A 25,116-nucleotide genomic window follows, 5' to 3' on the forward strand; every position below is an offset into this window, starting at 1 on the left:
ATCCCTATGAAGTCCATGGAAGAAATGATCGCTGCCGCTCAGAAGGCTGCCGAAACGATCCAGACCCAGATGAACGAGGCGCAGGCCAAGCTCGACAACATCGAGGTCGAGGGCACGGCTGGTGGCGGGCTCGTGAAGGTCCGTGCCACGGCGCGCGGCCGCATCATCGGTGTCGAGATCGATGAGAGCCTGATGAAGCCGGAAGAAAAGCAGATTGTTGAAGACCTTGTCGCAGCGGCCTTCAACGATGCGCGCGACAAGGCGGACCGCAAGTCGGCCGAACAGATGGAAGCGATCCAGGGCAGCATGGGTCTGCCGCCGGGTATGAATATTCCGGGCTTCGGCTGATCTGTCCTACAGCAGCTGCCGCGTGATAGGTTGCGGCCGTGTCGAAATCATCGAGTTCCATGAAGGTGCCGCGCGAGCGATCGTTGCGGCACTTTGCATTTCCGGCCGGGTTTTCCTTCCAATACCGTGTTCCAAGTGTTCCATCCTTCAGCTTGGCTTGCCTGAAGCTGAACGGAAAGCGCTGTGCACAGCTTAGCTGGAAGCGGACGTTGCACGAGGGCGGGGGGCTACCCATATTCGGTCCCAACGCGATGGCCCCGCTCGCGGGCCTCAGATGGACAGAATGCATATGACCGAGACCTTCCCCCTCCTTCCCCTGCGCGACATCGTCGTTTTCCCCGGCATGGTCGTCCCGCTTTTCGTTGGGCGAGACAAGTCGGTGGCGGCGCTGGAAGTCGCGATGGAAGGCTCGAAGGACATCTTCCTCCTCTCGCAGCTCGATCCGGGTTGTGACGATCCGGAGGGAACCGATCTCTATGACACCGGCGTAGTGGCGCAGGTGCTCCAGCTGCTGAAGCTGCCCGATGGCACGGTACGCGTGCTGGTCGAGGGGCAAGAGCGAGCCAAGCTCGTCGGGCTGCACAACGCCAGCGGCCATGTGAACGCCGAGGTTTCGATCATCGAGGAACCGACCGCTTCGGGCACTGAGATCAGCGCCATGATGCGCCAGGTGGTCGAACAGTTCGGCGAATACGCCAAGCTTAACAAGAAGATCGGCGAAGACGCCGCCGAACAGCTCGGCGAGATCGACGATGCAGGTGAACTGGCCGACACTATCGCGGCCGCGATCAACGCCAAGGTTTCCGACAAGCAGTCGCTGCTGGTCGAACCCGATCCGCTAAAGCGTCTCGAAATGGTCATGTCCTTCATGGAAGGCGAACTGTCGGTGCTGCAGGTGGAACGCCGCATCCGTGGCCGCGTGAAGCGGCAGATGGAAAAGACGCAGCGCGAATATTATCTCAACGAGCAGTTGAAGGCGATCCAGAACGAGCTTGGCGACGGCGACGAGGACGGCGGCAACGAGATTGCCGAGCTGACCGAGAAGATCGGCAAGACCAAGCTTTCGAAGGAAGCGCGCGCCAAGGCTGAAAGCGAGCTCAAAAAGCTCAAGGCGATGCAGCCGATGAGCGCCGAGGCGACCGTCATCCGCAACTATCTCGACGTGCTGCTCGGCCTGCCGTGGGGCAAGAAGAGCAAGGTCAAGAAGGACATCGGCAAGGCGCAGGAGATCCTCGATGCGGATCACTATGCGCTGGAAAAGGTCAAGGACCGGATCATCGAATATCTCGCCGTGCAGGCGCGCACCAACAAGCTTAAGGGGCCGATCCTGTGCCTCGTCGGCCCTCCGGGTGTCGGCAAGACCTCCCTGGGCAAGTCGATTGCCAAGGCGACCGGGCGCGAGTTCATTCGTCAGTCGCTGGGCGGCGTGCGCGACGAGGCCGAAATCCGCGGCCATCGCCGCACCTATATCGGCTCGCTGCCGGGCAAGATCGTCACCAACCTCAAGAAGGCCGGCAAGAGCAATCCGCTCTTCTTGCTCGACGAGATCGACAAGCTGGGACAGGACTTCCGCGGCGATCCAGCCTCGGCGCTGCTCGAAGTGCTCGACCCCGAACAGAACAACAAGTTCCAGGACCATTACCTGGAGCTCGACCTCGACCTGTCGGACATCATGTTCGTCACCACGGCCAACAGCCTCAACCTGCCGCAGCCGCTGCTCGACCGCATGGAGATCATCCGGCTCGAAGGCTATACCGAGGATGAAAAGGTCGAAATCGCCCAGCGCCACCTCCTGCGCAAGCAGGTCAAGGACCATGGCCTGAAGGATGGCGAATTCGAGCTGACCGAGGACGCGTTGCGCGATATCATCCGCTATTACACGCGCGAGGCGGGTGTCCGCACTCTCGAGCGCGAGCTGGCGCGGCTGGCCCGCAAGAGCTTGCGCAAGATCCTCGAAGGCAAGGCCGAGAGCGTTTCGATCACGCCGGAAAACCTCAGCGAGTTCGCTGGCGTACGCAAGTTCAAGCACGGAATGAGCGAGGAGGAGGCGCAGGTTGGCGCCGTCACCGGTCTCGCATGGACTGAAGTCGGCGGCGAGCTGCTGACTATCGAAAGCGTCACCACGCCGGGCAAGGGCGAGATCAAAACCACCGGCAAGCTGGGCGAGGTGATGAACGAAAGCGTCGCCGCGGCCTTCAGTTTCGTGAAGGCCCGCGCGCCGCATTACGGCATCAAGCCGAGCATCTTCCAGCGCAAGAACATCCACATCCACCTTCCAGAAGGTGCGGTGCCCAAGGATGGTCCGTCGGCTGGAATCGGCATGGTCACCTCGATCGTCTCGACCCTGTCGGGTCTGGCGGTGCGGCCCGATGTGGCGATGACCGGAGAAGTCACGCTGCGCGGCCGCGTGCTGCCTATCGGCGGGCTCAAGGAAAAGCTGCTCGCGGCGCTTCGCGGCGGGATCAAGAAGGTCCTTATCCCAGAGGAGAATGTGAAGGACCTCGCCGAGATTCCCGACAATGTGAAGGAAGGCCTGGAAATTGTTCCGGTCAGCCATGTCGACGAAGTGCTCGAACACGCGCTCACGTCGCTGCCGAATCCCATTGAGTGGACCGAAGCAGATGACCTCGCCAGCCAACCAGAAAAGGCCCACGGCGGGACGCCTTCGCCCACTGCGCATTAACAATTGCTATGATGCGCCGCAGCGATTTGTCTCGCTGCGGCACAGCATATTACCGTTTTACCGCGCAAATAACTGCACCGGCCTAAAAACCGCGAAATTTCGCCGATTTTGCCTTTGACAGGCGGCGGAAAATTCTTTCAATTCGCTGCCTCCACCGGGGGAGTCGATTCACCGGACAACAAATCAAAACTCGAATGAGGGGGTTCTACCTAGAATGAACAAGAACGATCTGATTGGTGCTGTCGCAGAATCGAGCGGCCTGTCGAAGAGCGACGCTTCGAGCGCCGTCGAAGGCGTGTTCGACGCGATCACCAAGTCGCTGTCGAAGGGCGACGAAGTGCGCCTGGTCGGTTTCGGCACCTTCTCGGTCGCAAAGCGCAAGGCCTCGACCGGCCGTAACCCGCGCACCGGCGAGCCGATGAACATCCCCGCTTCGAACCAGCCCAAGTTCAAGGCTGGCAAGGGTCTGAAGGACGCCGTCAACTAAGACGCGCCGACTACATAAGAAAAACGCCGCGGCTACGACGGGTAGCTGCGGCGTTTTTGTTTGACGGCAGCCAACCTATTCGAAAGCGATCAAGGCCGTCGGCGCCTGCTCGGTACGCGGGCTGATCTCCCAGACGAGCGCCTGTCCGCGCGCATTGGCGACCGGCCCTTCGTCCGTGTTGTTGGCTAGGATCCGGCCATCGGTCACGATGGTGAAAGTCCCTTCCGGCACCACCATTTTGCCGATATCTTCCCCGTCGCCCTTTTCCGACATCTGGGCGAGACCGGCCATGCCGGCCATCATCCCCTGCATCGGGTTGCCGCCGCCCTGCGCGGCAAATCCGGGTGCATCGACGCGAACCTGCGCTTGGTCGCGCAGCACCACGGTGACGAACATATTGCCCATCGGCATCTTCTCGATGACCGGGAAGGCGAAATCATGCGTCATCCGACCCGATATGCGGAAGTCGACATCGAACAGACCGTCACCCTTGTAGGTGACCTCGTCCCAACCACGCTGGCGCGACAGCTTGGCGGCCAGTTCCTGGGCGGCTTCGGGGTTCGAGGGATCGATGCCGCCGAGAAAGGCTTTCATCTGCTCGGCTTCTTCGCGCTCCTCCGCGGCGCGGGCGCTTGCATTGGCATCCCATTCGGCGCGCTGTTCGTTGACCTCGGCCAGCGTGCATTCGCGCTCTTCGAAATTGTCGTCGTAGCATTCGGCTTCGAATTCTTCCGCCTTATTGCCCATCTCGGCGAGCTTGGAGAGCGCGAGCATCTGGATCTCGCCGTCATAACTGTAGGAGAAGCTGCCGTCTTGCATCAGCTGCAATTCGCTGGTGAAGGCACCCGGCGACAGCAGGCAGCCAGAAAGCGCCAGCGAACTTGCTGCTGCAAGACCGGCAGCGCGGATCTTCATCGAAATCTTGGTCACGTCCAAATCCCCCTGAAACGGATATCAGCCTCGTGTAGCCACTGCATATAGCGCAATGGCAGCTGCGTTGGACACGTTCAGGCTTTCGATTTCGTTAGAGATCGGCAATTTCGCCAGAGCATCGCAATGCGTCTCGATATTGTGGCGCATGCCTTCGCCCTCGGCACCGAGCACGATAGCGACCGGACCTGCGGGCAGGGCTTCGGCGAAAGTGGTTTCGGTGTGGCCGGTGAGCCCGATCCGCCAGTATCCGGCCTCTGCCATCTCTTCCATCGCCCGGGCGAGGTTGACGACGCGTATCCATGGCAGCGTTTCGAGCGCGCCCGAGGCAGACTTGGCAATCACGCCGCCCTCGGGCGGGGCATGGCGGTCCTGGGTAACCAGCGCCGCCGCATTGAAGGCTACAGCCGATCGCATGATAGCGCCGACGTTGTGCGGGTCTGTCACTTGGTCAAGCACGACAATGGGGCGCGCCGGATCGCCGTCCAGGACATCGGAAAGGAACTGGTCTTCAAGCGCCGCGCATTCGAGCACAAGCCCCTGATGCGGTGCGTCCTTGGCGACGAGCCGAGCGAGGTCCTGCACATCGGCATACTCAACGGGGAAATCGGGCGGCAGCTCGCCGTCGAGCGAGGCGACCCCCTCGCGGGTGGCCCATAGCTTGCGGTGCTGGCGCTCGGGGTTCTTCAACGCTGCCTCGACCGCGTGGCGACCCCACAGGCGCACATGGCCTGCACTGGCGCGGCCGCTGCCGCGCCCGCCTTTCATGCGGCCCGCCCGGCCCCTCAATGCGCGTTTGCGTTCACCCTTTGCCATGCTTGAAGTCCTGTAATCGTGTTTGCGTCGCGCTCCTGCCAGCGAGGGCATTGACAGGCAAGCGCCGCTTCGCCAAAGGGGCGCCTCTCGGCAGGGGATGCCAATGCGAATCCCCGCAAATTTCTCTTCGAACAAGAGAATTGGCGAACCGGTGTGGACAGGTGGCCGAGTGGTTAAAGGCAGCAGACTGTAAATCTGCCCGCGCAAGCGTACGCTGGTTCGAATCCAGCCCTGTCCACCACCCGCCAAACCCGCAGAAAACCTTGATTTTACGGCCCCGCGAGGGGCCGTTTTGCGTTGCGCGTTAAGGTCGTCGAAGGGGCTGAAGAGATGTGCAAGTCCCCCCAAAGTTCCCCCAAAATGTGAAGTCGGATATCGCATCCTAAACCTTCCTCCAGTCCACGCTTGGCCTGACTGAGGTGCTGCAAATAGGTAGAGTCGAGGTGCTGAGGCGCTTTCCGGAGAGACACTCAGATCCTTTTTCGCCGCGATGGAAAGTGGCGCACCATGATGAGCTTCCTCCGGCCATGGTGCTCCCTGCGATCTGACCTACCGGACCGTGCGGTACCCTTGGTCATTCCGACGACCTTCCAGTTCGAGGCCAGATAGCAGGTTCCTTTGAACAGCTTTGGATCCACGAATGTTTCAGCCCATCGCAGTTCTACGCGGTAGTGCTTCCTCCAATGATTCATCGCATGCTTTGTCGCGACAGAAAGGATCCTTGACGCCAAGTTTGGCACTTGAACCCAGGGGAGAATTAGAAACCGGGTGTTGTTGACGCCCGCATGATGATCTGAGCCGCCCACAACATTTTCGTCGAGATAATTATCGCGTGGCTGAATTCGGAGACACGGATCCGCCCATGCGAGACAAGCGACCGGGCGCTCCCCGCAAAACACTATCTGCCTCAAATTTCTCCCGACAAGTGGCTTTCGGCCCAAATAATGGAATTGCTCGATTAGGCCGTTCCACAGGCGTGCTTCACATGGAGCGCCGACACCTTGAACCTTCAAGTCTTGGACGGGAGTGGCAATCGCTCTTTGGTCTAGATCTGCTATCTGTGCAGTCGCAAAGCCATTGTTGCGCTCAAGAGGTACTAACGGTGGCGGTAGCTTTACAAGGCCGATGTCCTCCAGTCTGCGCAGAACGTCGCGCATGGCGGACTCCTTCAGCTTGCCGTTTGGCTGGCGATAGGAGAGTTCCCGACAAAGAATCTGGCTGGCTTGTGTGCGTCCGCGACTACCTTCGAGAACTTTTCGTACTCGCTCCAATTTTTCGGGATCAAAAGTGAGACCTCGAATATGGACTTCATGGGAAGTGTCGGGATCATTCGGTATAGGCTCGCCGAGTTGTCTTTCATTGCGCTTTGCGTCGACTGACATCTCTATCCTTGGCTGAAGAGAGGAACGAGTAATACCACTGCAAACCTATGTTCTTTCTTTTGGAATGCGAACCGCAAATCAGCAATTGCCCACGCCTTCGTTAGGGGTGTAGGTAGGATTCGATCAATCCCACGGAGTTGCATGTCTAGCGCGGTGCCAGTCGAATTTCGCAATGAGAGTGCGTTAAGGTTCTCCGACATTTCCAGCGAGGAATGGCGTGAGTATCATTTTGAGTCTGGGACGGTGGTTAGAATTCTAAACCCCCTCCGCCTTAACGTGAGTGCAAGCGGTGGCCATCGAATCTTCGATGCAAATGGGGAGTCACACTACATTCCGTCAGGATGGATACATCTCAAGTGGCAAGCGAAGCCCAATGCGCCACATTTTGTAAGATAGACATCAGGGGCACTTTATTTGATCGTTCTGCTTTCTTCGGCACCACCGAACAGACCACGTTACTCTGATGACATCATTCGCGTCTTGGCTCAGCCTTTAGGCGGACAGATGCAATTCCGATATGATCGGCGTTGGATGACCGATGAGCTTTGGGGGCGGATCGATCATGAGGGTCTCGCGGGTGAGTGGGGGGTTGCCTGCTTTCTTGCCCAGAATCCTCGGAGTGACCCGGACCAAGCAACGCCAGTAATCATCCCGCTCCGGTATGTGAGGACTATCCGAGCAGAGAAAATTGGCTCGTCCTGCTTGATCGTCTTTGAAGCCGGTCAATTCGCTGCAAATCTGACCGATTCCGACGTGCGTTCGCATGCTGCTCCTAGCGATCAAGCGAGCCTACCTGGTGTGGCTGCAAGAGATGATACGAAATACGCCTTTCAAGCGTGTCTGGCGCGCCCTCGAATATCGACAGACCTAGATTTGCGTGCCTTTGAGATAATTGTTGAACGGCTCAGCGATTGTTCCCCATTCGATAGCGATGACACTGTCTTTTATGTGTTGTTTCGAGTCTCCAGAAAGCCAGCCCGGAGCTGGTTCGGCACGTGGCCTAAGGCGGAGAAGGTGGCGAGCGCCTCCTTTGGCGCCTTCGCGTTATCAAGCGGCCTCAACTATGAGTTTGAGGTCTATACCCTCAGCAATGCATCGGGCAGCTCATCGACGTCCGCGCCGGAAATCTCGCTGCAGATACTTCCGTTCGGGGATGATCTCAATTTCATCAGCTCCACCGAGAACACGATTGACTCACGATATGACGTAAAACGCTTTGTTTGCAGCTCAGAGCATTCGTTGGTTGGCCGCGTGAGCAGTTGCAATCTAGCCCTAGCTGGTCCGTCAGGCGTGCGAGCACGAGACATCACTGTCCCAATCATTCTCTCCAGGAATGTTCTACTCGGCTGGACAAAATGGGCATTCTTAACGGCGGGTACGGCCCTCGCGGCTATCTCCGCGCTCATAGCGTCAGAGAAGGACTCTCCAGAGGCTATCATATCGATCGTTATCGGCGCGGCTCTCGCTGCTATCGCTGCTCTATTCCCGTCCATCAAAAAGTACTGAACGCTAACTTGTCATGCCGCTGACGAACCGTTCAGAACCATCAGTCTAGGGGCGGGAGATCCAAAGTCTGCTACCCTTGGGATATTTAAGATACTGAAATATGGAAACAAAATCGCTTCGAATTCGAGTTCCCCCAAAAGTTCCCCCAAACTGAAATCGTGCAGAGATTGTGTCTGCATTTCAGTCCCTTAGGGCAGCAGATTAGGGGACTGTAAATCTGCCCGCGCAAGCGTACGCCGGTTCGAATCCAGCCCTGTCCACCACCCGGCTCCTTCCGACATGAATGTTTCCGGTCGCTGGCAATCCTGGCAGCTTGGACCTATGATCGAGGCATGAACGGTCACCCCTGCGGACAGGATGGTGACCGCCTTCTTCAGCTTCGGGTTTCATGACTAAGTTTACTTTCCTGGATTTCGACTTCGATAGCCTGTCGAACGAATTGCGCCGCGAAAACCAGCCGGTTCCGCTTCGACGCAAGGCATCACTCCTGCTGCGCGTATTCGTGAACAATCCCGGCCGGATCGTCAGCAAGGAGGTGATGGTCGAGGAGGTCTGGAACGGGCGGGTGGTCTCGGATGACGCCATCTACTCCCAGATCATGGCGCTTCGCCGGTTGCTCGATCAGCCAGGGGGCGGGCCATCGGTCATCACGACTGTTCACGGCCAGGGTTTCCGCTTCATGCCAAGCGTTACACGCCTGGCAAGTGCAGAATTGCGCGCTCAGGATTTATCGCTTCAAGCAGCGGCCGAAACCGCTGAGATCGATGGCCCGCCGATCGTCGCGGTACTGCCTCTAAAGTGGCTGGGGCCTACCAGCGAACGCTCGAACCTCGCGCTGGCAATCCCCGACGAGATCATCACGGGGCTGCAGAAGACACGCTACATCAGGATCATTGATCGCGGTTCGGCCTTCCGGTTCCTCTCGCACGATGCGGCAAGCCATGAATTGCGCGAACGGCTTGCTGCCGACTACGCCCTGTCAGGTTCTCTCGAAGTGTGGGACGATAGGTGCAGCATCTCGATGGAACTCGCAGACCTGCGCAGCGGGCGAGTAGTCTGGACCGACCGGTTCGAAGGGTCGGTCGCGGAAATCCACGCGGTCCGCGCCGAGGCGGTTCGGGGCGTGCTCCAGAACATCGACACGGTGGTACCCGAGAACGAAGCGCGGCGCGCGAGCAAGATTGCCGAAGACCAGCTATCGGCCTGGGAGCTCTACCATTTGGGACGGTCGAATGTTTTTGCAGTGACCAACAAGGACCTGCGCACGGGGCTCAGCCGGTTCGAAAGAGCTATGCAGCTGGATCCCGAATTCGCGCGCGCGCAGGCAGGCATCACCTTCTGCCTGTGGTCGATATCGATGGTCAATCTGGGAGACGATGACCGTCCCGGCCTCATCCGGAAGATGGAAGAAGCGACGCGGCACGCCCTGCGCCTCGACCCGAATGACCCGTTCGTGGCCGTAGCAACCGGGCGGGCGATGAGCGCATTGGGACATACCGACACCTCGATGGAACTCCTTACGCGCTCGGTGAAGATTGCACCGGCGAGCGCTTTTGCACACCTCTCGCTTGCATCAGTGCAAGCTCAGATCGGCCTTTTCGAAGAGGCGCTGGACCATTCGCAACTGGCGCTCGAGTTGAGCCCGCTCGATCCGAACTATCACCATATCTGCGCGTTAAGGTCGCTTTCGATGCTCGGGTTGGGTCGTTTCGAGGAAGCGGCAACTTGGGGAAGGCGCGGGATCGCGTTCGATAGTGCGCCGATCGCCCTGCTTGCAATAACGCTGACGAGCATGGTGAAGAGCGGGAACGATGAAGGGCTACAGAAGATAGTCGAGGAAATCGCGAGGGAGTATCCAGGCCTCACGCGCGAAGGGCTGAAAGAGCGTTTCCCGATCGCACGTCCGGATATGCTCGAGCTGATGACCGGCGCCTTTGAGAGGCAGGGACTCCTGTCCTGAGAGATTGCCAGAAGCTCGGAGCGCTTGACGAGAATCCAGAAATTTTCCGGATTTGGTTCACCTTTCGAAAAACCGATCCCGCTAATCCGAAATCCTGATTGCGGATCGGGATCGCTGGAACGGACAAGCTGTTGGGGGTTCACCGGGCAGGGCATTCGCCTCTGCCCGGCGTCACAAACACGCATGGAAGCCGGCAGGTCCCCTTCTTCTCCGCACGGGATGGAACAGGGACGGAAGCAAGACCATGGCTGTGGCACGAAATTTTGACGAAACGGACATTACCAACGAGTACGTCCGCACGCTCATCTACGGCACATACTACACGGGGACAATCAGCTTCTATCTGTCGGATGACGACACTGCCCTCGATGACTATGGCAATCCCACTGTAGGCGGCTGGGCAGCTAACAATTCCGACGACATGTTCCGACACGCGATAAACGCGTGGAGCGCGGTTGCCGATATTACTTTCCAGGAAGTGACGGACCCGGCCGACGATCCGACGTGGACCGAGTATCTCGTGTCGGGCCAGAACTATGGTTACGGTGCCTATCATTGGACGCCGAACAACAATGGCGACGGCGGCGCATACAACTCTTATTACGTAAACGCCTCGACCAACGTCGAGGGCGGCTACGGCCTCTACACCTTCCTGCACGAAATCGGCCACGCCCTCGGCCTCAACCACACTTTCGAGACCGATGGAGACGGCCCCTTCGCAGGTGTCGACGGTCAGAACGATGCGGGCGACAATAATCTGGGGTCGGGCCTCTATTCGGTCATGGCCTATGTCTTCCAGCATCCCGATCTCGACAGCGGAACGACCAGGGCCGGTTATGCCGCAACCCCGATGGCGTTCGACATCGCGGCGATCCAGGCGATCTACGGTGCGAACATGTCGACTGCTACCGGCGACGATGTCTACTATCTCCCCTCCAGTTCCGGCACTGAAAGCTGGATATGCATCTGGGATGTCAGCGGGACTGACGAGCTCAGCGCAGCCCTGTGCGATGGCGGCGTAACCCTCGATCTTCGCGCTGCGACCCTGCTCAACGAAGAGGGCGGTGGCGGCTGGGCGAGCTACCAGGATGGCAGCAGCGGCGCCGGTATCGTCTATGGCGGCTATACCATCGCAAATGGCGTCGTAATCGAGAATGCTACCGGCAGTTCCTATGCCGACAGCATTACGGGCAATGACGAAGACAACGTCCTCGATGGCGGCAATGGTGACGACACCATCAACGCCATGGGTGGCAACGACACCATCGATGGCGGTGCCGGTGCCGACACGATGATCGGCGGCACTGGCGACGACAGGTACTATGTCGACAATGCCGGCGATGTGGTCACCGAGAGTGCCGACGAGGGCACCGACCGGGTCTATACCTCGCTCGCGACCTATGTCCTGCCCGACAATGTCGAACAGCTCCGGACGACAGGAAACACCGCTGCGCGCGACTTTACCGGGAATGACCTAGACAACGTCATCGTCGGCTCGAGCTCGGACGACACGCTTCGCGGCGGCCTCGGCAACGATACGCTGAACGGCGATGGCGGATCCGACACAATGATCGGCGGCGCCGGCGACGATACCTACCATGTGAATGCTGAGGGCGATGTCGTTACCGAACTGGCCGATGAAGGCACGGACACGGTCATCACGTCGCTTTCGACCTACACGCTCGGCGACAATGTCGAGAATCTTCAGTCGACCGGCTCCAGAGCACGAACTTTCACGGGCAATGCGCTAGATAACACTATCACAAGCGGCACCTATTCCGACACGCTGGACGGTGGTGCCGGAAACGATGTGCTCGATGGCGATGGCGGCGATGATACGATGATCGGCGGCGCGGGCGATGACACCTTCTACGTCGATACCGCGGGCGATGTCGTTACCGAACTGGCCGGCGAAGGCACGGACTCGGTCATCACATCGCTCTTGGCCTACACGCTGGGCGACAATGTCGAGAACCTGTCAGCCGCCGACAGCACCGGCAGCAGGACATTCACCGGCAATGACCTGGATAACACGATCTCCGGCACCGAGGACGACGACGTTCTCGACGGTGGTGCGGGCGACGACGCGCTGGTCGGCGGCCTTGGCGACGACACCTACTACACCGACAGCGAAAACGACGTCGTCACCGAAGAATATGGCGAAGGCACCGACACGGTCATCACGACGGCAAGCCGCTACGTTCTTGGCAACAATGTCGAAAACCTGACAGCTGGCAACAACCTCATCGCATACACCCTGGTCGGTAATGACCTCGACAACACGATCACTGGCAGCACCAACGATGACACGCTGAACGGCGATGGCGGCGACGACACTATGGTCGGCGGGCAAGGCGATGACTTGTATCACGTCAACTCCACCGGCGATGTGGTGACCGAACTGGAAGGGGAAGGCACCGACACTATCACGACCGCGCTGACCAGCTTTTCGCTGCAGGATCACGCCAACGTAGAGAACCTCACTTCGGTGCACACCAGCCGGAGCAGCGAATTCGAAGGCAACGCGCTCGACAATTTCATCTCGGGCAACGATGCCGACGACATCCTGCGCGGCCTCGATGGCAATGACATCCTCGACGGCGGCGCGGGTGCCGACCGCATGACCGGCGGGCTTGGCGACGACATCTTCTATGTCGACAATAACGGCGACACCGTCATCGAAAACGATGGTGAGGGCACCGATGAAGTCATCACCACCCTGACGACCTACACGCTCGTGGACCACGTCGAGAACCTTACCGCCGGCGATACCGTTTCGGACAATACGCTGACCGGCAACGCTCTCGACAACACCATCACCGGCGGCGATGGCGACGACGAGCTGGACGGCGGTGCGGGCGCGGACACGCTGATCGGCGGCCTCGGCCACGACATCTATTACGTCGACAACATCGGCGACGTCGTAATCGAAAACGACGACGAAGGTGTCGACCATGTGATCACCTCGCTGACGACCTACACGCTCGGCGATAATGTCGATTACCTGACCGCTGGCGACACGGTTTCTGACAACACGCTCACCGGCAACGATCTCGACAACCTCATTACCGGTGGTGACCGCAACGACATCATCGATGGTGGCGCGGGGACCGACTTCATGGTCGGCGGACTCGGGGACGATACCTATTACGTCGATGATGCGAGCGACCTTGTCTCGGAAAACTTCGGCGAGGGCTTCGACCGCATCATTGCCTCGCTGGGGACCTATGCGCTGTCCGCCAACACCGAGGCATTGACCATCAATGCCAGCACTGCGGTGACCGCGACTGGCAATGCGGATGACAACGACATCGTGGTCAACCAGACCGGTTCTTCGGACTCGGTCTACGCCTATGGCCTGGAAGGCGCGGATACCATCACCATCGATGCCAGCGGCGACAACATCTACGCCTATGGCGGCGACGGCGACGACACGATCACCGTGACGGGGCTCGATGAAATCACCATCGACGGCGGCACCGGTGCGGACGTGATGGACGCGACCGCCAGCGTCGGCGCGGAAATCACATTCTATGTCGATGACGAGAACGACACGATCCTGTTCGACACGGCGACGGGCGCTTCGGTCTTCCTGACCGCGTCGAACTATGCGCTCGTGGAGGGCGTCGACTATGTCTATCTGGGCGGTTCTGGCGGCCAGACCGTCGTCGGCAGCGACACCGCGGCCGCATATTTCAATATCAATGCGTTCGACAGCGTGACTGGCGGCGCAGGAGACGACCGCTACTACATCACCGATGCCTCGGCGATCATCGTGGAAGCCGCAGACGGCGGCTATGACTACGTCCAGATCACCGGCGATATCGACTATACGGTCGCGGACAATATCGAGGAAGCGTACCTCAACGGCGTCGGCACGCTGACGGGCAATGACGGCGCGAACATCCTGCGCGCAGACGCAGGCTCGACCATGGTCGGCGGGCTCGGCGATGACAGCTATTACGTCGTCGGCTCCGTGACCATTACCGAGAATGCCGGTGAAGGTACCGATACGGTCTATGTCCAGAACGACTATACGCTCGGGGCCAACCTCGAAAATATCGTTGCCGCAGCTGCCTACACCGGCAACCGCCTGATCCTGACGGGCAACGAGCTCGACAACCACTTCAGCTGGGAGACCTCGCAGGAACTGTCCTTCGCCTATGGCGGCGAAGGCAACGATACTTTCGATGCCTCGAATTTCGATGCGGACAGCTTTGTCGAACTCAACGGCGAGGATGGCGACGATATCATGATCGGCGGCGCGGGCTGGAACCAGTTCTTCGATGGCGCCGGAGCCGACACAATAATCGGCGGCTCGGGCACCAACCTGTTCTTCCTGTCCGATAATCTCAACACGATCACCATCGACGAAAGCGGCTACAACGAGCTGACCCTCCTTACAGGGGTCACCCATTACGAGCTGCAGAACACCTACGACGAAGTCTGGATCCAGGATGAGGATGCCCATGTCATCGGATCGGATGGCGACGACAATTTTGTTTTTCTGAATGACAACCAGATCGTCGAAGGCGGTGCGGGTAACGACACTTACCATGTGTCAGACGCGAATGTGACGGTTATCGAAACTGCCGATGGCGGCGATGCCGACTATGTCTGGACCAGCATGACCTCGTACGTCCTGCCCGATTTTGTCGAGGATGGTTATTCCTCGGTCAGGAATTCGACCATCACCGGCAACGATCTCGATAACATACTCGAGATTTCATATTCCAGCTCAGCTTACGGCCTTGCCGGCGACGATTTCTTCATCACCAACTACGGGTCGGGTTCGGACGACACGATCGATGGCGGCGAGGGCAATGACACCATGTCCTATGCCGGCGCCTTTTCGGCGGTAACCGTTTCGCTCGCCCTGCAGGGCTCGGTGCAGGACACCGGTTCGGCTGGCATGGACACGCTTGTGAGCATCGAGAACCTGATCGGCGGCGACTATGACGACACGCTGACCGGCGACGACAACGCCAATTTCCTCGATGGCGGCGCAGGCGACGATACACTGGCAGGCGGCCTCGGCGATGACGTCTATTACGTTGAAGGATCGAGCGACACCGTTGTCGAGAATGCAGGCGAAGGGACCGATACCGTCTACGTACGAGGCGGCTATCACGCCATGTCGGACAATGTCGAAAATGCTGTCGGGGCTGATGAATACGACGGTTATGTGAGCATTGACGGCAACGAACTGGACAACTCGATGACTTTGTCGGGTCACCATTCGATCGCCTACATGGACGGAGGTGCGGGCAACGACACCCTCGACGGCTCCAACATCGAGGACGGCGGCGACGCCTATTTCAATGGCGGGGCCGGCGACGATATTCTTATCGGCGGGAGCGGCAACAACGAGCTCGATGGAGGCGAAGGTGCCGACACGCTCTATGGCGGCCTGGGCGAAAACTACTTCTACGTGGACAGCAATGACGATGTCGTCGTCCTGATGGACGGTGCAGAAGAGAACAACCTGGAAGTCACCGCTGCGTATTACGAAGTACAGGCGAGCTTCGATACGATTTCGACGCAAGCCACAGCCCAGCACATCATCGGCTCCGATAGCGATGACTACTTCAACGCCTTTGGAACAGATCACACCCTCGAAGGCGGAGCTGGAAACGACACATATGTCGTCTGGAGCGATACGACGACGATCGTCGAGGCGGCGGATGGCGGCGATAGCGATACGGTGCAGGTCCGCTTCTCGGGCTATGTCTTGCCGGAATACGTCGAGAACGGCGAAGCCTTGGGTTCCGGAAACGGGATGACAGGCAACTCGCTCGATAACGATATCTATCTCTTCAGCGGCGGTTCGGCTTACGGCATGGATGGCGACGACACGCTTCACGGGTTCTCAGGCAATTACGACCTCTATGGCGGAACCGGCGACGACACGCTGCTTGCCAACACCGGCGACAATACGCTGGACGGCGGCGAAGACACTGACACGGCGAGCTACGAGAATGCCATTTCGGGTGTCGTCGTCTCGCTCGCGCTTCAGGGCGCCGCGCAAATCACCGGCTCAGGCAGCGATATGCTGATCGATATCGAGAACCTGACCGGCTCCGACTATGCCGACACGCTGACGGGTGACGATAACGCCAATGTGCTGAGCGGCGGTTTGAGCGGCGATGCGCTGAATGGCGAAGGCGGGAACGACATCATCTATGGCGGTGACGATGCCGACGTCCTAATGGGCGGCTCGGGCTGGGACACGCTTGACGGCGGCGACGGCGACGATCTGCTCGACGGCGGGAACGGTACCGATACCGCGAGCTACGGCTCGGCCTCGGCAGGCGTCACCGTTAGCCTCGCCGTGACCGATCCGCAGGACACGATCGGCGCGGGTATCGATGTCCTTGCCAACATCGAAAACCTTACCGGCTCCGACCATGCCGATACGCTTAGCGGTGATGACAACGTGAACACCATTCTCGGTGGACTCGTTGCCGACATGATCGCTGGCGGCGGCGGATCGGATTATCTTTATGGCGAGGACGGCGATGATGCTCTCGAGGGCGGGGCCGGCTTCGACCGCCTGCTGGGCGGTGACGGCGACGATGTGCTCACCGGTGGCAATGGCGGCGATTATCTGCGCGGCGGCAGCGGTGCCGATCTCGCCTATGGCGATGCTGGCAACGACACCGCCTATCTCGACGACGGCGATGACATCGCCTGGGGCGGGGAGGGCGACGACCTTCTGAACGGCCTTGGCGACCACGACACGCTCTATGGCGAGGCGGGCGACGACCAGCTATATGGAACGAGTGGCCGCGATGAGCTCCACGGTGGCGATTACAACGACACGCTCGACGGCGGCGCGCATAGCGATACGCTCTATGGCGATGCGGGCGATGACATCATCATCGGTGGTTCGAGCTACGACCAGCTTCATGGCGGCACGGGCGCGGACATTTTCTGGTTCGCCGAGGGCGATACGGGCCGCTGGAAGGGCAATGCCGATGTCATCCACGACTTCAGCCAGAGCGAGGGCGACCTCATCGACCTGTCAGCAATCGACGCGATCGCGGGTGGCGGGGATGACGCCTTCACCTTCGTAGGCGAGGCGGAATTCTCCGGCACGGCGGGCGAACTGCGTTTCTTCACCGAGAACGGCGATACCTTCGCCGCCGCCGATACCGATGGGGATGGTTTCGCCGACCTGCAGGTCAGGCTCGAAGGCCTCTACGACCTCACCAGCGCTGACTTCGTGCTGTAGGCTGATCGCAGGAGAGGAATAGAATGGTGCCGGTTAGAGGATTCGAACCCCTGGCCTGATGATTACAAATCAACTGCTCTACCAACTGAGCTAAACCGGCACATGATCGGGCAGGGCGCGCCTCTGGCGGAAAAAGTTCCTCGCGTCCAGCCCGATATCACAATGCTCCGAAGGTCCAACCCTCCGTGCGGGCAATCTCGGGCGTGAGGTCGGCTGGCGCCCAGCGATGGGGCTCGTGAGCGACCTTGCGGAGCCATGCCGCTGTCAACAAGGCGTCGGTCGCGTGATCGTCGATCTTGCCGATGCCCTCTACTGGCGGCGAGCCCAAGGCAGATAGCGCGTTGTTGAGCTCCCCCAGGCTTCGCATCTTGGCCTTGGCCGAGCTTCTACCGGCCTCGATGGCCGCCAGGCTGGTGTAGATCTCGACCACGACAGATCCGCGGTCGGGCAAGAAATCTACCGGCCAGACGGGCAGGTGGCCCCGCAGTCGATGGAGCATTCGCATTCCCGTGAGGCTGGACTTGCCAACCTGCGCTGCGCCAACCAGATTGAAGTTCGAATAGGGTTTGCAGCCCATTGCTGCCTGAGCCTGCTCGGTGACACGGAAGCGGCCCCGGCCATGATTCGCTCCATCGCACCCGAAGTGCACACCGGTCTCCGACCCGTCGCGGAAGTAGGTTCGCAGCTCAGGGTGGGCAATGAAGCTGTTGGCTCCAAGGTTTGGATCGCCCGAGGCAAGCCGGTCGATCAACTCCCAAAGCGAAGGAGCGTCTTGCGGAGTGTCGTCCCAACCCGGAAAGAAAGCGCCGCAATCGGCGTGGGGCAGTGCCATTCCCAGGTCGAGACCAACCAGCGTATCGGCTGGCAAGTCGTCGCGGAGCACCGCCATAACCTCCTCGCGCGACCAGACATGACGCACAAGGACAGGCGGACCGCCTACTGCATCGGCTAGGGCGAGGGCGATCCCTTTCTGCCTGGCACCTTTCGCCCCCGACCAGTCAATCGCGAGGAAATGACGGAACCTATCCTTCACGTTCGCGCCTGAGCTTGTCCCAATAGTCGAGCCGCTTCTTCACCTCCCGCTCGAAGCCTCGTTCGACCGGCTCGTAATAGTTTTGCGGCTCCATCTCCTCGGGCCAGTAATTGTCGCCCGAAAATCCGTCATCGGCATCGTGATCGTAGCTGTAGCCCGAGCCATAACCGATATCCTTCATCAGCTTGGTCGGCGCGTTGAGGATGTTCTGCGGCGGCATCAGGCTGCCGGTTTCCTTCGCCGATTTGAAGGAAGCTTTTTGCGCCTTGTAGACCGCGTTCGATTTTGGCGCGGTGGCGAGGTAGGTGCAGGCCTGCACCAGTGCAAGCTCGCCTTCCGGACTGCCTAGAAACTCATATGCGTCTTTCGCCGCCATGCACTGCACCAGCGCCTGGGGGTCTGCCATGCCGATGTCCTCCACCGCCATGCGGACGAGACGGCGGGCGAGAAAGCGTGGCTCTTCGCCCGCGATGAGCATGCGCGCCAGGTAATAGAGGCTCGCCTGCACGTCGCTACCGCGCACTGCCTTGTGGAGCGCAGAGATGAGGTTGTAGTGGCCCTCGCGGTCCTTGTCATAGACGGCGACGCGGCGTTGCAGGAACTTGCCGAGCGCGGCCGGGTCGAGTTCGCCATCGATCTTCGCATTGTAGAGCGTTTCGGCCTGGTTGAGCAGGAAACGCCCGTCGCCATCGGCGCTGGCGATCAGCGCCTCGCGCGCATTCTCGGTGAGTGGAAGCGGGCCTTCGAGCGTCTCGGCCCGGTCGAGCAATTGCCCCAAGGCTTCATGGTCGAGCCGCTGGAGGATTAGTACCTGCGCGCGGCTAAGCAATGCGGCGTTGAGCGCAAAGCTGGGGTTTTCTGTCGTCGCACCCACGAGCGTCACCGTCCCGCGCTCGACGAAGGGGAGGAAGCCATCCTGCTGGGCGCGGTTGAAGCGGTGGATTTCGTCCACGAAGAGCAGTGTGCGCTGCCCCGCTTCGGCAGCCTTGTCTGCAGCGGCGAACGCCTTCTTGAGGTCGGCCACGCCGCTGAAGACGGCGCTCACACTCTCGAAACGCATTCCTACGCTGTCCGCCAGCAAGCGCGCGGTGGTGGTCTTGCCCGTTCCCGGTGGCCCCCACAGGATCATGCTCGATAGGCGTCCGGCGGCAACCATCCGGCCGATGGCGCCTTCGGGACCGGTGAGGTGGTCTTGCCCGATGACTTCATCGAGGGTTCTGGGGCGCAGACGGTCGGCGAGCGGCGCGTCCTCGCGCGGCGCTTCGCGGCTGGGTGCCTGTGGCATTTCGTCGGGAAAGAGATCGGCCATTGGTCGGCTGACATAGGGTGTTCGCAGAGGATTTGCATGGGGCTCTTGCATGCTGCAATGTAAGATATATCGTAGAGCTATCGAAGATGCATTGAGGAATTTGACATGTACAAGGCTCACAAACTCAGGAAACTGCGCAAGCTCCGCAAACTGGGCATGCTGTCACGCATGGAGATGATGGGCGGTTGGGAAGAAGCATTCGGACCGGGCGGACCTTTTGCAGGTCGCAGTGGCGGGCGCCGTCGGAGGATGTTCGGCTCGGGCGAACTGCGCCTCGTGCTGCTGAAGCTGCTCGGCGACGAGCCGCGCCACGGCTACGAGCTTATCAAGGCAATCGAGGATCTGACCGGCGGTAGCTATGCGCCCAGTCCGGGCACGGTCTATCCGACGCTGTCACTGCTCGAGGATGAGGGCGCAATCACGCCCGCCAAGGGCGATGAAACGCGCAAGGCCTACGAAGCCACGGAGGAGGGGCAGAAGGAACTCGAAGACCGGGCCGAGGAAGTCGAGCGGATCATGGAGCGCCTTTCGGGTCACGGCGAACACCGCCGCGCCTATGCGACACCGGAGATGTTCCGCGCGGTTGGCAATCTTGCGACAGTCCTCAAGAACCGCGCCCGCACCGGCAAGCTAGACGAAGATACGGTCCGAGAGATCGTGGACCTAGTCGACGAGCTGGCGAAGAAGATCGAGCGCCTTTGACCGACTCCCGCTTGCGTCCCTTGCAGCCCGCGTTAGGCTGTGTTTGAGGGACGTGAGAGGGGAGAAGAGAGATGGAAACGCAAGCTAAAGCGCCCTGGCACCTGTGGGTCGTCGGAATTCTCACACTGCTGTGGAACGCGGTGGGGGCTTGGAGCTACACCAGCACCCAACTTGGCAAACTCGATGGCTTCGGGATGAGTCATGAGGCAATCGATTACGTCTCCAACTTCCCTGCCTGGGCCGATGCGCTCTGGGCGCTCGGCGTCTGGGGTGCGACGCTTGGATCGGTGCTCCTGCTCCTGCGGTCACGCTGGGCGGTCACGGCATTTCTGGTTTCGGTGATCGGGCTGGTCGGCACTACGATCTACCAGCGGGTGCTCAACGAGTTGCCGGCGGATATGCAGGGTTGGGGGATCGCGCTGACCATATGGGCGGTCACGCTATTCCTGGTCTGGTATTCGATCCGGATGCGCGCACAAGGCGTGCTGCGATAGCCTATCGAGCGGCCGCACGAGAGGCTTGCAATCGGAGGTAGGTATCGACCACGGCCTGGTTGATTGCATCCCAGCTGTAGGCACGTGCGGCCTTTTCCCCGGCAGAGCCATGCGCCAGTCGCAGCGTGTCGTTCGTACAGTAGGGAGCGAGCGCTTCGGCGCAGCCCTTGGAAAATGCTTCGGGCTTGCCGGGTGGGACCAATTGTCCTGTCTCACCCGGTGTGACCAGGCTGGCCGCACCGGTCGCTCCGGCTGCGACTACCGGCAGGCCGCAAGCCATGGCTTCCAGCGTCACATTGCCGAAGGTTTCGGTGATCGACGGGTTGAAGAAAATGTCTCCGCTCGCCAGCGCACGGCCCAGATCCTTCCCGGTCTGGAAACCCACGAAGGTTCCGCCCGGCAGCGCCTTTTCGAACCACCCGCGAGCCGGGCCATCTCCGATCACCAGAACCTTGTGCGGCACCTGCCGTTTGCGCAGTTCGACGATGGTATCGGCGAACACGTCGAGACCTTTCTCCATCACCAGCCTGCCAAGGAAAACGATCGCGACATCGTCATCGGCCAGGCCGTTGGCGCGCCGCCACTCCAGGTCTCGGCGCGAGGGGTCGAAAGTCTCGCGATCGACTCCGCGTGACCAGATCGAGATGTCCTCGTGCATGCCTTGCGCCCGGAGTTCGTCGATCTGGCTTTGGGAAGGCGCCACTAGCGCATCGCAGCGGTTGTAGAACCGGCGCAAGATACCTTCGACCACCGGTTCGAGGAAGCCGAGGCCGTAGTAGCGTGGATAGGTCTCGAACCTGGTGTGAACGCTGGCGAGAACCGGCACATCCTTACTCCGCGCCCATTTCAGTGCGGCATGTCCCGTGGGATCGGGTGAAGATACATGCACCGTGTTCGGAGCGAAGTCCTCAAGATCGCGCTTTGCCTCATCGTTGAGACCGAGTGGCAGTCGGTATTCGCCCCTTCCCTTGACCGGCATGCGGACGTTGGGGACATTCACCAGATCGCCGGTGGGCTCAAAGTCGGGATTGTCGACCACGGGTGCAAATACACGCAGCGACGCGCCCTGCCGCAGCAGGTATTCCGCCAGCCGGTTGAGCGCTTGGTTCGCACCATCGCGGGTATAGTTGTAATTCCCGCTGAACAGCGCGATGCGAAGATCGGTCACATCCATCGCGAAGCGCCTTAGGGAAGCGGAACCACTTTGGCGAGAGGGTGGTTGGTGCAGCGAAGCCGGAGTTTCGACAGGCGCATACCTATTTCGCGTTGACTCCCTGAAAAGCAACTTTATTGCCGCCGGCGGGCCACGCGGTCCCAACGCCGCGCGTGCTCTCTGCAAGGAGAGAATACATGACTGAACCGACGCTCAAGCCTGAGCGCCCCTTCTTTTCGTCGGGGCCGACCGCCAAACACAAGGGCTGGTCCGCTTCCAATCTGAAAACCGAATCGCTCGGACGCTCGCATCGCAGCGCCCTTGGCAAGTCGCGGCTGAAATACGCCATCGACCTGTCGAAGGAGATGCTCGGCGTGCCCGAGGATTACCTCGTCGGCATCATGCCCGCCTCGGACACGGGCGCGCTTGAATGCGCAATGTGGACGATGCTGCGCCCTGACCGTCCGGCCACCGTGGCGGCGTGGGAAAGCTTCGGTAACGTCTGGATCCAGGACGCGGTCAGGCAGCTCAAGCTGCCCAAGCTGACCACGCTCGACGCCGATTACGGCGAAATCCCCGACCTTGCCTCGATCCCGCAAGACAATGACGTCGTCTTCACCTGGAACGGCACTACGTCGGGCGCCAAGATCCCGAACACCGACTGGCTCGCCCCGGGCCGTGAAGGTGTGACCATCAACGACGCCACCAGTGCCGTCTTTGCGATGGAAATGGACTGGGCCAAGCTCGATGCCACGACCTACAGCTGGCAGAAGGTGATGGGCTCGGAAGCGCAGCACGGCATGCTGGTGCTATCGCCCAAGGCCGTGCAGCGGATTGAGGAATATGATCCGGAATGGCCGCTGCCCAAGCTCTTCCGCCTGAAGAAGGGCGGCAAGATCAATCGCGGCATTTTCGAAGGCGCGACCATCAATACGCCCTCGATGCTGGCCACCGAAGATTACATCGATGCGCTCGAATGGGCGCAGGCGATGGGCGGCCGCAAGGCGATGTTCGAACGCGCCGATGCCAACGCCAAGATCGTCAAGGACTGGATCGAAGCGACCCTTTGGCTGCGCAACATGGTCTCCGACCCGGCCAAGCAGACCAACACCGGCGTGTGCTTCGTCTTCCAGGGTGACTGGTACGACAACCTCTCCGACGAGGATAAGGCAGGTGTGCCGAAGAAGATCGTCAAGCTGCTCGAAGAGCGCGACGTCGGCTACGACTTCAACGGCTATCGCGACGCTCCGCCGTCCTTGCGCATCTGGTGCGGCGGCACGGTCGAGCAGGAAGACCTGAAGCGTCTCCTGCCGTGGATCGAGTGGGCCTACGAGCAGGTAAAGGCTGGCGCCTGACCTATCGCGTCACCCCGGCCTTGAGCCGGGGTCCCACTTCCCTTTTCTCCCGCCTTCAAGAAAGCGGGACCCCGGATCAGGTCCGGGGTGACGATTTCAAGGAATTCAAGACATGAGCAAACCCAAAGTCCTCATCAGCGACAAGATGGACCCGAACGCCGCGAAAATATTCGAAGAGCGCGGCTGCGACGTCGATGTCATCACCGGCGAAACGCCCGAAGAACTGAAAGCCCGCATCGGCGAATACGATGGCCTCGCCATCCGTTCGTCGACCAAGGTGACGCCCGAAATCCTCGACGCGGCGACCAATCTCAAGGTCATCGGCCGCGCAGGTATCGGTGTCGACAATGTCGACATCCCTTATGCCAGCGGCAAGGGCGTAGTGGTGATGAATACCCCCTTCGGTAACTCGATCACGACCGCCGAACACGCGATCGCGATGATCATGGCGCTCGCCCGCCAGATTCCCGCCGCCGACCGCCGCACGCAGGCGGGTGAATGGCCCAAGAATGATTTCATGGGCGTGGAAGTGACCGGCAAGACGCTCGGCCTGATCGGAGCTGGCAACATCGGTTCGATCGTCGCCAGTCGCGCCCAAGGTCTCAAGATGAAGGTCATCGCCTTCGACCCATTCCTCACCGAGGAGCGCGCGCTGGAGATCGGCGTCGAGAAGGTCACGCTGGACACGCTTCTAGCCCGCGCCGACTTCATCACGCTTCACACTCCGCTGACCGATGAGACCCGCAATATCCTTAGCCGCGAAAACCTTGCCAAGACCAAGAAGGGTGTTCGCATCGTCAACTGCGCGCGCGGTGGCCTGATCGACGAGGCGGCGCTTGCGGAGGCGCTCGAGACCGGACAGGTCGCAGGCGCTGCGCTCGACGTATTCCAGACAGAACCTGCCAAGGACAGCCCCTTGTTCGGCATGCCCAACTTCATTTGCACGCCGCACCTCGGCGCCAGCACCACCGAAGCGCAGGTCAATGTCGCGTTGCAGGTGGCAGAGCAGATGGCCGACTACCTCGTCAACGGCGGCGTGACCAACGCGCTGAACATGCCTTCGCTGAGCGCAGAGGAAGCGCCCAAGTTGCGCCCCTACATGGGCCTCGCGGAAAACCTCGGCAGCCTTGTCGGTCAGCTTGCGCACGGCAACCTCACCAAGATCAGTATCGAGCGTGAAGGCGCCGCGGCCGAACTGTCGGGCAAGCCGATCGAGGGCGCTGTCCTTGCCGGCCTCATGCGCCAGTATTCGGACACGGTGAACATGGTCAACGCGCCCTTCCTGGCGAAGGAACGCGGCCTCGACATCCGTTCGATCCGCCACGAGAAAGAGGGTGCCTACAACACTCTGCTCCGCGTGACCGTTGGGACGGAAGACGGCGATCGGTCGGTTGCCGGAACTCTCTTCGGCGCAGAAGCGCCGCGTCTCACGGAGATATTCGGCGTCCGTATCGAGGCCGAACTCGACGGGCACATGCTCTACATCGTGAACCAGGACGCGCCCGGTTTCATCGGTCGTATCGGTTCGCTGCTGGGCGAAAACGGCATCAACATCGGTACCTTCAACCTCGGCCGCCGTGCGGCTGGCGGAGAAGCGGTGCTGCTGCTCAGTGTCGACCAGCCAATCCCGGAAGAGGTCGTCAAGAAGGCTTGCGCGCTCGAAGGCGTGAAGACGGTAATGCCACTGGCATTCTGATGCGTGATAGGGCAGGGGCGCTGGCCGT

16 protein-coding genes and 2 tRNA genes are annotated in these 25,116 nt (G+C 60.3%); 11 read left to right on the forward strand and 7 right to left on the reverse strand.

Annotated elements, in window-relative coordinates; all coding sequences use genetic code 11:
- Nucleotides 1-6 precede the first annotated feature (6 nt).
- The 3 genes from K3146_RS02055 (at nt 7) to K3146_RS02065 (ending at nt 3,518) form a co-directional block, all read left to right on the forward strand.
- Nucleotides 7-348, forward strand: coding sequence for a YbaB/EbfC family nucleoid-associated protein (locus K3146_RS02055; protein WP_221544539.1), 342 nt, complete (start codon nt 7-9; stop codon nt 346-348).
- A gap of 289 nt (nt 349-637) precedes the next feature.
- Nucleotides 638-3,031 (forward strand): endopeptidase La, encoded by a 2,394-nt coding sequence (lon, locus tag K3146_RS02060; protein WP_221544540.1) that lies wholly within the window; start codon nt 638-640, stop codon nt 3,029-3,031.
- A 214-nt stretch (nt 3,032-3,245) separates the two neighbouring features.
- Complete coding sequence (locus tag K3146_RS02065; RefSeq protein ID WP_221544541.1) at nt 3,246-3,518, forward strand: HU family DNA-binding protein; 273 nt, start codon at nt 3,246-3,248, stop codon at nt 3,516-3,518.
- A 75-nt stretch (nt 3,519-3,593) separates the two neighbouring features.
- Here K3146_RS02065 and K3146_RS02070 read toward each other — a convergent pair whose 3' ends face one another.
- Both K3146_RS02070 and rlmB read right to left on the reverse strand, forming a co-directional pair.
- Nucleotides 3,594-4,448: a hypothetical protein gene (locus K3146_RS02070; protein ID WP_221544542.1), complete on the reverse strand. Its 855-nt coding sequence runs from the start codon at nt 4,446-4,448 to the stop codon at nt 3,594-3,596.
- A 24-nt stretch (nt 4,449-4,472) separates the two neighbouring features.
- On the reverse strand, nt 4,473-5,264 hold the full coding sequence (rlmB, locus tag K3146_RS02075; protein ID WP_221544543.1) for a 23S rRNA (guanosine(2251)-2'-O)-methyltransferase RlmB: 792 nt from the start codon (nt 5,262-5,264) through the stop codon (nt 4,473-4,475).
- Nucleotides 5,265-5,419: 155 nt separating this feature from the next.
- Here rlmB and K3146_RS02080 point away from each other — a divergent pair.
- A tRNA-Tyr gene (locus K3146_RS02080) sits at nt 5,420-5,505 on the forward strand.
- Between the two features lie 229 nt (nt 5,506-5,734).
- Here the strand turns inward: K3146_RS02080 and K3146_RS13635 are convergent.
- Nucleotides 5,735-6,646: a Druantia anti-phage system protein DruA gene (locus tag K3146_RS13635; RefSeq protein ID WP_221544544.1), complete on the reverse strand. Its 912-nt coding sequence runs from the start codon at nt 6,644-6,646 to the stop codon at nt 5,735-5,737.
- Between the two features lie 702 nt (nt 6,647-7,348).
- On the opposite strand from K3146_RS13635, the gene K3146_RS02090 reads away from it, so the two are divergent.
- From K3146_RS02090 to K3146_RS13535, 3 genes are all read left to right on the forward strand, one after another.
- On the forward strand, nt 7,349-8,152 hold the full coding sequence (locus K3146_RS02090) for a hypothetical protein (RefSeq protein WP_221544545.1): 804 nt from the start codon (nt 7,349-7,351) through the stop codon (nt 8,150-8,152).
- Between the two features lie 388 nt (nt 8,153-8,540).
- A complete protein-coding gene (locus K3146_RS02095; protein WP_221544546.1) occupies nt 8,541-10,112 on the forward strand; it encodes a winged helix-turn-helix domain-containing tetratricopeptide repeat protein in 1,572 nt (523 codons plus the stop codon).
- Between the two features lie 244 nt (nt 10,113-10,356).
- Entirely contained in the window at nt 10,357-17,346 is a 6,990-nt protein-coding gene (locus K3146_RS13535; RefSeq protein WP_221544547.1) for a M10 family metallopeptidase, read from the forward strand.
- A 24-nt stretch (nt 17,347-17,370) separates the two neighbouring features.
- Here K3146_RS13535 and K3146_RS02105 read toward each other — a convergent pair.
- The 3 genes from K3146_RS02105 to K3146_RS02115 all read right to left on the reverse strand — a co-directional run bounded on the left by K3146_RS02105 (nt 17,371) and on the right by K3146_RS02115 (nt 19,688).
- Nucleotides 17,371-17,446: transfer RNA gene (locus K3146_RS02105), tRNA-Thr, on the reverse strand.
- 57 nt (nt 17,447-17,503) lie between these two features.
- Nucleotides 17,504-18,379 carry a hypothetical protein gene (locus tag K3146_RS02110; RefSeq protein ID WP_221544548.1) on the reverse strand — a complete coding sequence of 292 codons (876 nt, stop codon included), beginning with the start codon at nt 18,377-18,379 and terminating at the stop codon, nt 17,504-17,506.
- On the reverse strand, nt 18,369-19,688 hold the full coding sequence (locus K3146_RS02115) for a replication-associated recombination protein A (RefSeq protein ID WP_221544549.1): 1,320 nt from the start codon (nt 19,686-19,688) through the stop codon (nt 18,369-18,371). The genes K3146_RS02110 and K3146_RS02115 overlap by 11 nt, the downstream gene beginning before the upstream one ends.
- Nucleotides 19,689-19,793: 105 nt before the next feature.
- On the opposite strand from K3146_RS02115, the gene K3146_RS02120 reads away from it, so the two are divergent.
- Complete coding sequence (locus tag K3146_RS02120; RefSeq protein ID WP_247710985.1) at nt 19,794-20,390, forward strand: PadR family transcriptional regulator; 597 nt, start codon at nt 19,794-19,796, stop codon at nt 20,388-20,390.
- Nucleotides 20,391-20,461: 71 nt separating this feature from the next.
- Nucleotides 20,462-20,884: a hypothetical protein gene (locus tag K3146_RS02125; RefSeq protein WP_221544550.1), complete on the forward strand. Its 423-nt coding sequence runs from the start codon at nt 20,462-20,464 to the stop codon at nt 20,882-20,884.
- Between the two features lies 1 nt (nt 20,885).
- On the opposite strand, the gene K3146_RS02130 is transcribed toward K3146_RS02125, so the two are convergent.
- On the reverse strand, nt 20,886-22,058 hold the full coding sequence (locus tag K3146_RS02130; RefSeq protein WP_221544551.1) for a glycosyltransferase family 4 protein: 1,173 nt from the start codon (nt 22,056-22,058) through the stop codon (nt 20,886-20,888).
- A gap of 176 nt (nt 22,059-22,234) precedes the next feature.
- Here K3146_RS02130 and K3146_RS02135 point away from each other — a divergent pair, with 176 nt between their 5' ends.
- Together K3146_RS02135 and serA are read left to right on the forward strand one after the other, a co-directional pair.
- The gene (locus K3146_RS02135) at nt 22,235-23,392 is read left to right on the forward strand and encodes a phosphoserine transaminase (RefSeq protein WP_221544552.1); all 1,158 of its coding nucleotides are present in this window, start codon (nt 22,235-22,237) and stop codon (nt 23,390-23,392) included.
- Between the two features lie 112 nt (nt 23,393-23,504).
- Nucleotides 23,505-25,088 (forward strand): phosphoglycerate dehydrogenase, encoded by a 1,584-nt coding sequence (serA, locus tag K3146_RS02140; protein ID WP_221544553.1) that lies wholly within the window; start codon nt 23,505-23,507, stop codon nt 25,086-25,088.
- The last annotated feature ends 28 nt before the right edge of the window (nt 25,089-25,116 follow it).

Source organism: Qipengyuania vesicularis (assembly GCF_019711415.1).
Taxonomy (GTDB): Bacteria; Pseudomonadota; Alphaproteobacteria; order Sphingomonadales; family Sphingomonadaceae; genus Qipengyuania; species Qipengyuania vesicularis.